This window comes from Streptomyces recifensis (genome assembly GCF_002154615.1).
Classification (GTDB): domain Bacteria; phylum Actinomycetota; class Actinomycetes; order Streptomycetales; family Streptomycetaceae; genus Streptomyces; species Streptomyces griseoluteus.
Genome location: NZ_MUNH01000355.1, coordinates 1 through 9,478, shown reverse-complemented (window position 1 = coordinate 9,478; position 9,478 = coordinate 1). Strand labels below are relative to the sequence as shown.

Annotated in this window: 8 protein-coding genes; 2 read left to right on the top strand and 6 right to left on the bottom strand. The window is 72.1% G+C overall.

Translation table 11 applies throughout. The features are described from left to right. On the bottom strand, positions 1 to 815 hold an 815-nt coding region (locus CCN33_RS18940; protein ID WP_167387897.1), incomplete at its 3' end, for a UvrD-helicase domain-containing protein. Positions 816 to 982: 167 nt separating this feature from the next. Further along, positions 983 to 1,354: an MGMT family protein gene (locus CCN33_RS18935; RefSeq protein WP_208621796.1), complete on the bottom strand. Its 372-nt coding sequence runs from the start codon at positions 1,352 to 1,354 to the stop codon at positions 983 to 985. A gap of 184 nt (positions 1,355 to 1,538) precedes the next feature. Between CCN33_RS18935 and CCN33_RS18930 the strand changes: the two genes are divergently transcribed. After that, on the top strand, positions 1,539 to 4,295 hold the full coding sequence (locus CCN33_RS18930) for a lysylphosphatidylglycerol synthase transmembrane domain-containing protein (protein ID WP_086694762.1): 2,757 nt from the start codon (positions 1,539 to 1,541) through the stop codon (positions 4,293 to 4,295). Between the two features lie 113 nt (positions 4,296 to 4,408). Then, positions 4,409 to 5,950 carry an alpha/beta hydrolase gene (locus CCN33_RS18925; RefSeq protein WP_086694761.1) on the top strand — a complete coding sequence of 514 codons (1,542 nt, stop codon included), beginning with the start codon at positions 4,409 to 4,411 and terminating at the stop codon, positions 5,948 to 5,950. An 8-nt stretch (positions 5,951 to 5,958) separates the two neighbouring features. Here the strand turns inward: CCN33_RS18925 and CCN33_RS18920 are convergent, their stop codons facing one another. The 4 genes from CCN33_RS18920 to CCN33_RS18905 all read right to left on the bottom strand — a co-directional run. Beyond that, positions 5,959 to 6,468, bottom strand: a complete 510-nt coding sequence (locus tag CCN33_RS18920; protein WP_086694760.1) for a hypothetical protein — start codon at positions 6,466 to 6,468, stop codon at positions 5,959 to 5,961. Positions 6,469 to 6,591: 123 nt separating this feature from the next. After that, complete coding sequence (moeZ, locus tag CCN33_RS18915; RefSeq protein ID WP_086694759.1) at positions 6,592 to 7,770, bottom strand: adenylyltransferase/sulfurtransferase MoeZ; 1,179 nt, start codon at positions 7,768 to 7,770, stop codon at positions 6,592 to 6,594. Between the two features lie 64 nt (positions 7,771 to 7,834). After that, entirely contained in the window at positions 7,835 to 8,575 is a 741-nt protein-coding gene (locus tag CCN33_RS18910) for a spherulation-specific family 4 protein (RefSeq protein ID WP_086694758.1), read from the bottom strand. Then, positions 8,563 to 9,478: NAD-dependent epimerase/dehydratase family protein (locus CCN33_RS18905; RefSeq protein WP_086694757.1), on the bottom strand; the 916-nt coding region annotated here is incomplete at its 5' end. The genes CCN33_RS18910 and CCN33_RS18905, both read right to left, overlap by 13 nt.

The following is a 9,478-nucleotide window of genomic DNA, read 5'->3' as shown; positions in this document are numbered from 1 at the left end:
GTGTCCTGGTACTCGTCGACGTACACGGCGTCGTAGGACGCGGCGAGGCGCTCGGCGACCTCGGGGCGGTGGGCGAGGAGCACCGCGCGGTGGACGAGTTCGGCGTAGTCGATGACGCCCTGGAGGTCGATCACGTCGAGGTACTCGGCGAGGAAGGCGGCGGCCGCGCGCCAGTCGGGGCGTCCGATGCGGCGCGCGAAGGCGTCCAGCGCGCCGGGCGCGAGCCCCAGCTCGCGGCTGCGCGCGAGGACCGCGCGGACCTCGTCGGCGAAGCCGCGCGTGGTCAGGCAGGCGCGCAGGTCGTCGGGCCAGCGCACATGCGTGAGCCCGAGCCGCTCCAGCTCGGGCTGCCCGGCGAGCAGCTCGCGCACGGTGACGTCCTGCTCGGGGCCGGAGAGCAGCCGCAGCGGCTCGGCGAAGCGGTCGCTGTCCTGGTGCGCGCGGACCAGGGCGTAGCAGTAGGAGTGGAAGGTGGTGGCGCGGGGCGCGCGGGCGGCGCCCATGCGCCGGGCCATCCGGTCGCGCAGCTCGACGGCGGCCTTGCGGCTGAAGGTCAGCACCAGGATGCGCTCGGGGTCGCCGCCGCGGGCCACGCGCGCGGCGACGGACTCCACCAGGGTCGTGGTCTTGCCGGTGCCGGGCCCCGCGAGGACGAGCAGCGGACCGCTCCCGTGCTCGATCACCGCGCGCTGGGCGGCGTCCGGGCGGGGCGGCGGTGCCTGGACGGGCGGGGTGCGGAGCAGCCGGTAGGCACCACGAGGCGCCTGCCGACCCTGGGGGTGCGGCAGGCGTCCGGTGGAGAAGGTGGTGCTCACGTGGTTCGCCGGTCCTGGTGGTGGTGCGGGGTGGTCGTAGGGGCGTACGGGGCGTACGGAGTCGGGCGCCTCGGGGCTTCCCGCCTCAACGAACGTACGTCATGTCGGGGACGTGCCCGATGTCCCCCGTACGAGCGGATGCGAGCCGCGGCCCTTGCCGGAGGCCGTCAGCTGTGGTCCGCCGGGCTCCCGTCCCAGCGGGCCCGTCTCATGTCCAGGCGCGGCAGATGTCCCTCCGCGCCGCGGGACGCCTGCTTCAGCGGGGTGCCCTCGGTCCGGTACCGGTCGAGGGCACGCAGCTCGTGGCCGGGCAGCAGCGCGCCGTCGGCCCGCACCACGCGCCACCACGGCACCGCGCCCCCGTACAGCGCCATGACCCGGCCCACCTGGCGCGGTCCGCCCTCCTCCAGCCACTCCGCGACGTCGCCGTAGGTCATCACCCGGCCCGGTGGAATCCGCTCGGCCACGTCGAGCACGCGCTCGGCGTACTCCGGAAGTTCGTCCGGGCGCCCCTCCCCGGCAGGGCTCTGCTCGCTCATCCACCCCATCCTGCCGTACGCCTACGACAATGGGACGTGGCCGGCCAGGGGTGTCCGGACGGGCCCGCACTCCGCCCAATCGCACTTTTCGCACCTCGATCCACACCCTGATGCCCCCTCGCGCCCCTCAGTCGTGCCACCATCGTGCGGGCGGTGACTGGTGATACGAGACCAAGAAGAGACCATGAACAAGCAGGGTGTGCACGACGACGCGGAGGGCACCTCCGGCGCGTCCGCGCGCCCCGGCGCCTCCCCCGGCCCCGCCGAGGACGCGGGTCCACGCGCGCGTGAGGTCGGTGAGGCGGGCGCCCCCGCGCGGGCGTACGCCCGCAGGCGCCCCTCCGACGACGTCATGGAGGAGGTCGAGGGCGACGAACCGCTGCTCCCCGCGCGCGTGCACCGCCCCTCCGACCTCATGCGGCTCCTGGCGGGCGTGCTGGCGATCGCCCTGCTGCTCGCCATCGCCGCCTTCGCGCACGGCACCACCTCGGGGCTCGAACAGGACATCAACAAGGGCACCGGCCAGGCGCCCGACCTGCTGATCAAGATCGCGGGACTGGCGTCCAGCATCGCCATCCTGCTGGTCCCGGTGGCCTTCGCCATCGAGCGGCTGATCAAACGCGACGGGCTGCGGATCGCGGACGGTGTCCTCGCGGCCGTCCTCGCGCACGGCGTCACCCTCGCCACCGACCTCTGGGTCGCCCGCGCCGCCCCCGACTCCATCCAGGAGGCGCTCACCCAGCCCGCGCCCGGTGACATCCACGCGCTGACCGACCCGGTGCACGGCTATCTCGCACCGGTCATCGCCTATATGACGGCCGTCGGCATGTCCCGCAGACCCCGCTGGCGCGCGGTGCTGTGGATCGTGCTGCTGCTCGACGCGTTCTCCATGCTGGTCACCGGCTACACCACGCCGTTCGCCATCATCCTGACTGTGCTCATCGGCTGGACCGTCGCCTACGGCACCCTCTACGCCGTCGGCTCCCCCAACGTCCGCCCCACCGGCCGCACCCTGATGGCGGGCCTGCGCCACGTCGGCTTCCACCCGGTCAGCGCGGTCCGCGAGGAGGGCCCGGAGGCGGAGAACGGTGACCGGGGGCGGCGCTACTTCGTCACCCTGGAGGACGGCCCGCCCCTGGACGTCACGGTCGTCGACCGGGAGCAGCAGGCCCAGGGCTTCTTCTACCGGGCCTGGCGCAACCTCACCCTGCGCGGCTTCGCCACCCGCTCCAGCCTCCAGTCCCTCAGACAGGCCCTGGAGCAGGAGGCGCTCCTCGCCTACGCGGCCATCGCGGCCGGCGCCAACGCCCCCAAGTTGATCGCCACCTCCGAGCTGGGTCCCGACGCGGTCATCCTCGTCTACGAGCACACCGGCGGCCGCACGCTCGACTCGCTGGCCGACGACGAGATCACCGACGAGCTGCTGCACAAGGTCTGGCACCAGGTGCGGGCGCTGCAGTCCCGGCGCATCGCGCACCGCAGGCTCGCCGGCGACGCCGTACTGGTGGATCGTTCCGGCAAGGTGATCCTCGCCGAGCTGCGCGGCGGGGAGATCGCGGCGGGCGATCTGCTGCTGCGCATGGACGTGGCCCAGATGCTCACCACGCTCGGCCTGCGGGTCGGCGCCGAGCGGGCCGTGGCCGCGGCGGTCGCGGTGCTCGGCCCGGACACGGTGGCCGGCTGCCTGCCGATGCTCCAGCCCATCGCGCTGACCCGCTCCACCCGCGCCACCCTGCGCAAGCTGGGCCGTGAGCGCGCGGAGCGGGAGCGGGAGGCGGTGCTGGAGTCGTCCCGGCTGGCCAAGCAGGCCCGGCTGGAGGCGGCGTCCGAGGAGGGCGCGGTGCCTCCTGGCAAGCCCGACAAGAAGGCCGTCCGCGCCGAGCAGCGGGCCGAGAAGCGGGCCATCGACGAGGCGATCGACGAGGCCCGCGAGGAGGACCTGCTCACCCAGATCCGGCACCAGGTGCTCCGGATCAGGCCGCAGGCCCCGGTCGAGCCGGCCCGCCTGGAGCGCATCCGGCCGCGCACCCTGATCAGCGTCATCGCGGGCGCGATCGGCGCGTACTTCCTGCTCACCCAGCTCACCCACATCGAGTTCGGCAAGCTGTTCGCGCAGGCCCAGTGGGGCTGGGTGGCGGCCGCCGTGGCGTTCTCCGCGCTCAGTTACGTGGCCGCCGCGATGGCGCTGCTCGGGTTCGTGCCGGAGCGGGTGCCGTTCGTGCGGACGGTGGCGGCGCAGGTCGCCGGTTCCTTCGTGAAGATCGTCGCTCCGGCGGCCGTCGGCGGTGTCGCGCTGAACACGCGGTTCCTCCAGCGGCAGGGGGTGCGGCCGGGGCTCGCGGTGGCCAGTGTGGGCGCGTCGCAATTGTTCGGTCTCGGCTGCCACATCCTGATGCTGCTGTCCTTCGGCTATCTCACCGGCACCGAGAAGACGCCGTCGCTGTCGCCCTCCCGGACGGTCATCGCGGGTCTGCTGACGGTCGCGGTGCTGGTGCTGGTGGTGACGTCGGTACCGCTGCTGCGGAAGTTCGTCGTCACACGCGTACGGTCGCTGTTCGCCGGGGTGGTGCCGCGCATGCTGGACGTGCTCCAGCGGCCGCAGAAGCTGGTCACCGGCATCGGCGGCATGCTGCTGCTCACCGGGTGCTTCGTGATGTGTCTGGACGCCTCGATCCGGGCGTTCGGCGACGAGTCGGCGCACATCAGCATCGCCAGCGTCGCGGTGGTCTTCCTGGCGGGCAACGCGCTCGGTTCCGCCGCGCCGACGCCGGGCGGGGTCGGGGCCGTGGAGGCGACGCTGACCGTCGGTCTGATCGCGGTCGGGCTGCCCAAGGAGGTGGCGGCTCCGGCGGTACTGCTGTTCCGGCTGCTGACGCTCTGGCTGCCGGTGCTGCCGGGGTGGCTGGCGTTCAACCACCTGACCCGTAAGGGAGCCCTGTAGGGGGCGCCGGCCCGGCCGGCCTGCCCTTGCGGGTCCCGTAGGGGCTGTCGTCCCCGTACTCCTTACGGCCCGTGCCCCGCGCGGAGTCGCGGGCGCGCCGTGAGGATGGCTGTATGCCGAACCCTTCCCGGTCGCGCGCGGCCACCCTGACGACCAGTGCCGTGCTGATGGCCGCCCTGCTGGCTGGTTGCGGCGGGTCGGGGCACGGGGATCTGACGAAGCAGAAGCTTCAGTGGAAGGACTGTCCGGCCCCCTCCGAGGCGGAGGGCGGCGGCTCGGCACCGTCCCCGCTGCCCGGCGGCACGACGTGGCAGTGCGCCACCATGCAGGCACCTCTGGACTGGGGCAGGCCCAAGGGCGACACCCTCGGCATCGCCCTGATCCGCGCCGAGGCGGACGGCCCGGCCGAGGACCGGATCGGCTCACTGGTCTTCAACTTCGGCGGGCCCGGCGGCAGCGGCGTCACCACGCTGCCCGCGTTCAGCGAGGACTACGCCGCCCTGCGCACCCGGTACGACCTGGTCAGCTTCGACCCGCGCGGGGTCGGCCGCAGCGCGCCGGTGCTGTGCGAGAGCGACTCCCAGCTCGACACGTTCTTCCAGCAGGACGCGACGCCCGACGACACCGCCGAGCAGAGGCAACTCATCGCCCGCACGAAGAAGTTCAACGACGCGTGCGAGCGGCGGTCCAAGAAGATCCTGCCCCATGTGCGCACCACGGACGCGGCCCGCGACATGGACCTGATGCGGCAGGTGCTCGGGGACGCCAAGCTGCACTACTTCGGCATCTCGTACGGTACGGAACTCGGCGGTGTGTACGCCCACTTGTTCCCCCGGCATGTGGGGCGGGCCGTCTTCGACGCGGTGGTGGACCCCACCGAGACGACCGAGGAGGGGGCGCTCAGCCAGGCGCGGGGATTCCAGCTGGCGCTGGACAACTTCGCCGAGGACTGCACGTCCCAGGTCGAGGACTGCCCACTCGGGGACACCGCGGACGATGTGAAGAAACGTATCTCCAAGCTGCTGAAGGACCTGGACAAGAAGCCCATCCCCGGCATCCCTCCACGCCGGTTGACCGAGACCGCGGCGACCAACGGCATCGCGCAGGCGCTGTACTCCAAGGACTTCTGGGAGTACCTCACCGAGGGTCTCGAGCAGGCGTACGCCGGGGACGGCAGGGTGCTGATGGCGCTGTCCGACTCGATGAACGGGCGGTCGGAGGACGGCGAGTACAGCAACATCGCTCCGGCCAACATCGCCATCAACTGCTCGGACGAGAAGCCTCGTTACACTCCGGCCTACATCCAGTCCAAGCTCCCCGACTTCCGCGGGGTCTCCCCCGTCTTCGGTGACTACCTCGCCTGGGGCATGGCCAGCTGCACCGACTGGGCCGTCCCCGGCGCCGCCGACCACCCCGACGTCCACGCCCCCGGCTCCGCCCCCATCCTCGTCGTCGGCAACACCGGCGACCCCGCGACCCCCTACAAAGGCGCCCGCGCCATGGTCGACGCCCTCGGCAAGGGGGTCGCCGTCGAACTCACCTACAGGGGCCAGGGACACGGGGCGTACGACAGCAAGAACAAGTGCGTCCAGAAGGCGGTCGACGACTACCTGCTGACGGGCCGAACCCCGAAGCCCGGCACGGTCTGCACCTGACGGCTGCCCTACGACGGCTCGCTACGACTCTCCGGCACGCCCGGCGTGGGCCCGGTGAGCCGGGCGACATCGACGCCCCGCCCCCGCAGATATGTCTCCGCATGATCCGCCAGCCGCCGGAAGCGCGGCCAGGTCGACATTCCCGCCACCTGCGCGTCGCGGTACTCCAGGAATGCCCTGCCCGCATACTTCAGCCTGACCAGCGGCACCGCCCACAGTTCGAGGATGTCCCTCTCACTCACATACCCCTTGTGGCAGTAGAGGCCGACGACGTCGAAGGCCGCGAGCGCCCGGTTGACGACGGCATACTCCTCCCCGCTCAGCTCCTCCACCCGCACCCCCCGCTCGTACATCAGGAACACCGTCCGCCTGCCGTGCTGCAACTCCGGACTGATCAGCGACTCATGCAGCTTGAGCAGCGCGTCCCTGCGGTCCTTACGCCGGGCCACGTACAGCGACAGCACACTGATGACCACAGCGGCCACCGAAATGACCACCGACGCGCCCTCACCGTCCACCCGAGCTCCCCCACTCCCCCGACAACTCCGGTCCAGGGCTGCCCAACAGCCGTCGCCAGCAAACGGCGAAGGCCCACCGCGCCGGTGTGAAGCGGCGCGGTGGGCCTTCGGGGCCGGAACGGCTCAGTAGACCGGCTTGCTCGGCTCGATCTGGTTGACCCAGCCGATCACGCCGCCGCCCACGTGGACCGCGTCCGCGAAGCCCGCGGACTTCAGGACGGCCAGGACCTCCGCGCTGCGGACGCCCGTCTTGCAGTGGAGGACGATGCGCTTGTCGTGCGGGAGGGACTCCAGGGCGGTGCCCATGAGGAACTCGTTCTTCGGGATCAGCTTGGCGCCGGGGATGGAGACGATCTCGTACTCGTTCTGCTCGCGTACGTCGATGATCTCGATGTTCTCGCCGTCGTCGATCCACTCCTTGAGCTGCTTGGGAGTGATCGTGGAGCCGGCCGCGGCCTCCTGGGCCTCCTCGGAGACGACGCCGCAGAACGCCTCGTAGTCGATCAGCTCGGTTACCGTGGGGTTCTCGCCGCACACCGCGCAGTCGGGGTCCTTGCGGACCTTGACCTGGCGGTACTGCATCTCCAGGGCGTCGTAGATCATCAGGCGGCCGACCAACGGGTCACCGATGCCCGCCAGCAGCTTGATCGCCTCGTTGACCTGGATCGACCCGATCGACGCGCACAGCACGCCGAGCACGCCGCCCTCGGCGCAGGAGGGGACCATGCCGGGCGGCGGGGGCTCCGGGTAGAGGCAGCGGTAGCAGGGGCCGTGCTCGGACCAGAAGACGGACGCCTGGCCGTCGAAGCGGTAGATCGAGCCCCACACGTACGGCTTGTTCAGCAGCACGCACGCGTCGTTGACCAGGTACCGGGTGGCGAAGTTGTCCGTGCCGTCGACGATCAGGTCGTACTGGCCGAAGATCTCCATCACGTTCTCGGCCTCGAGCCGTTCCTCGTGCAGGACCACGTCCACGTACGGGTTGATGCCCTTGACCGTGTCCCGCGCGGACTCCGCCTTCGAGCGGCCGATGTCCGCCTGGCTGTGGATGATCTGCCGCTGGAGGTTGGACTCGTCGACCTCGTCGAACTCCACGATGCCGAGCGTGCCGACACCGGCCGCCGCGAGGTACATCAGCGCGGGTGAACCCAGGCCGCCGGCGCCCACACAGAGCACCTTGGCGTTCTTCAGCCGCTTCTGCCCTTCCATCCCCACATCGGGGATGATCAGGTGGCGGGAGTACCGGCGGACCTCATCTACGGTGAGCTCGGAAGCGGGCTCGACCAGGGGTGGCAGCGACACGGGGACTCCGTTGGTCGGTCGATCACTACGGGTTGTTCTTCCCGTAACACTGCCACGGCCTTCTTCATTCCGAGACACCCGTTCCGACCCGCGAGACGAATTCGTCCCAGTGGCCGGGCATGGCCTCCCACGGGTTGGCCCGGCCGCCCTGGTCCGTGCGGTCGGTGAGGTAGATCGTCCCGGCGCCCTGCCAGCGCGCGATGCGCAGCGCCTCCTCCAGGTGGCCTCGGGGCACCCCGTGCACGAAGTGGCAGAAGCGGCTTTCCGGATGGTCGGCGGTCCACTCGGCCACCTGGGACCAGCGGTAGTCGGCCCAGGAGCCCCGGAAGGTCACCAGCTGGTCGGCGTTCTCCGCGTACCCCGGACAGGGGTGCTCCCCGTGGCCGAGCACGATGTGGGTGTCCCCGGCGAGCGCGCGCAGCGTGGCGATCACCCGCCGGACCCCGGGCAGTTCCGTCCGGTCACCGGGACAGCGTTCCAGCAGGAAGCCGTCGACGCGGTACCAGTCGAGGTGGCGGTGCGCGTCGGTGACCAGGTCGGCGAAGGGGCGCATGCCGTGCGCCAGGTCCAGGTGACCCAGCACCCGGACCCCGCCGCGCTGCAGCCGGCCCGCCGCCTCCAGGCAGTGCGGGTCGGGACGGACGCCCGGTCCGGCGGCGACATTGAGCACCACCCAGTCCAACGGCGTTCCGGGACGCGCCAGTTCGGCCCACTGGGCGGGCGCGGTCAGCGGGTGCGCGTAGTCGGGGACGCCGATCGTGGTACGTACGCCGGTGACGGCGGGCGCGCTGGTCAGATGCGGCATGCCGCCTCCATCCAGATGTCCGCGAGCGACTCCTCCAGATTGATCCGGGGCCGCCAGCCGAGCCGGTCGCGGGCGGTGCGCACATCGGCCTGCTGCCAGCTCCCGCAGCCGTCCGGGTAGGGGTACGCGACCGGCACCGCGTGGTCCAGGTCACCGCGCGGATGCCCGATCTGCCCCCGCAACGGGCCGGGAGGCGCGTCGAGCTCGTTGAGCGCGCCGCCGTACCCGGCGACCCGCGCGAGGACCGTGGCCGCGTCACGCAGCCGTACGGCACGGCCGGAGCCGATGTTGATCACGCCCTGCGCGGCCGACAGCGAGGCGGCGTGCACGGCGCGGGCGACATCGCGGACGTCGACGAAGTCGCGCTGGACGCCGAGCCCGGCGAGCTTGAGTTCGCCGTCGCCCGCCTGCATGGCCCGGCGCATGGCCTCGGCGAGCCTCCCGAGGGGCGACCCCGCCGGGGTGCCGGGTCCGGCGGGCGAGAAGACCCGCAGCACCACGGCGTCCAGCCCGGAGCCGAGGACCAGTTCGGTGGCGGCGAGCTTGCTGACCCCGTAGGGGCCGCCCGGGCGGGGTACGGCGTCCTCGGCCGTGGAGGAGCCGGGCTGGCTGGGCCCGTACTCGGAGCCGCAGCCGATCTGCACCAGCCGGGCCCCGCAGCCGCTGCGGCGCAGCGCCTCGCAGACGGTGGCCACGGCGACGGTGTTGTGCCGGGTGAGGTCGCGGGCGCCGCCCCGGGTGGCACCGGCGCAGTTGACGACGACGCCGGGGTGCACGGCGTCCAGGAACCGGGTGAGCGCGCCGGGGCTGCCGGTGGCGAGGTCGAAGCGGACGTCGGCGTCGTCGCCCCGGCCGAGCGCGGTGAGCTGCACGGCGGGGTCGGCGAGGAGGCGGTCGGCGACG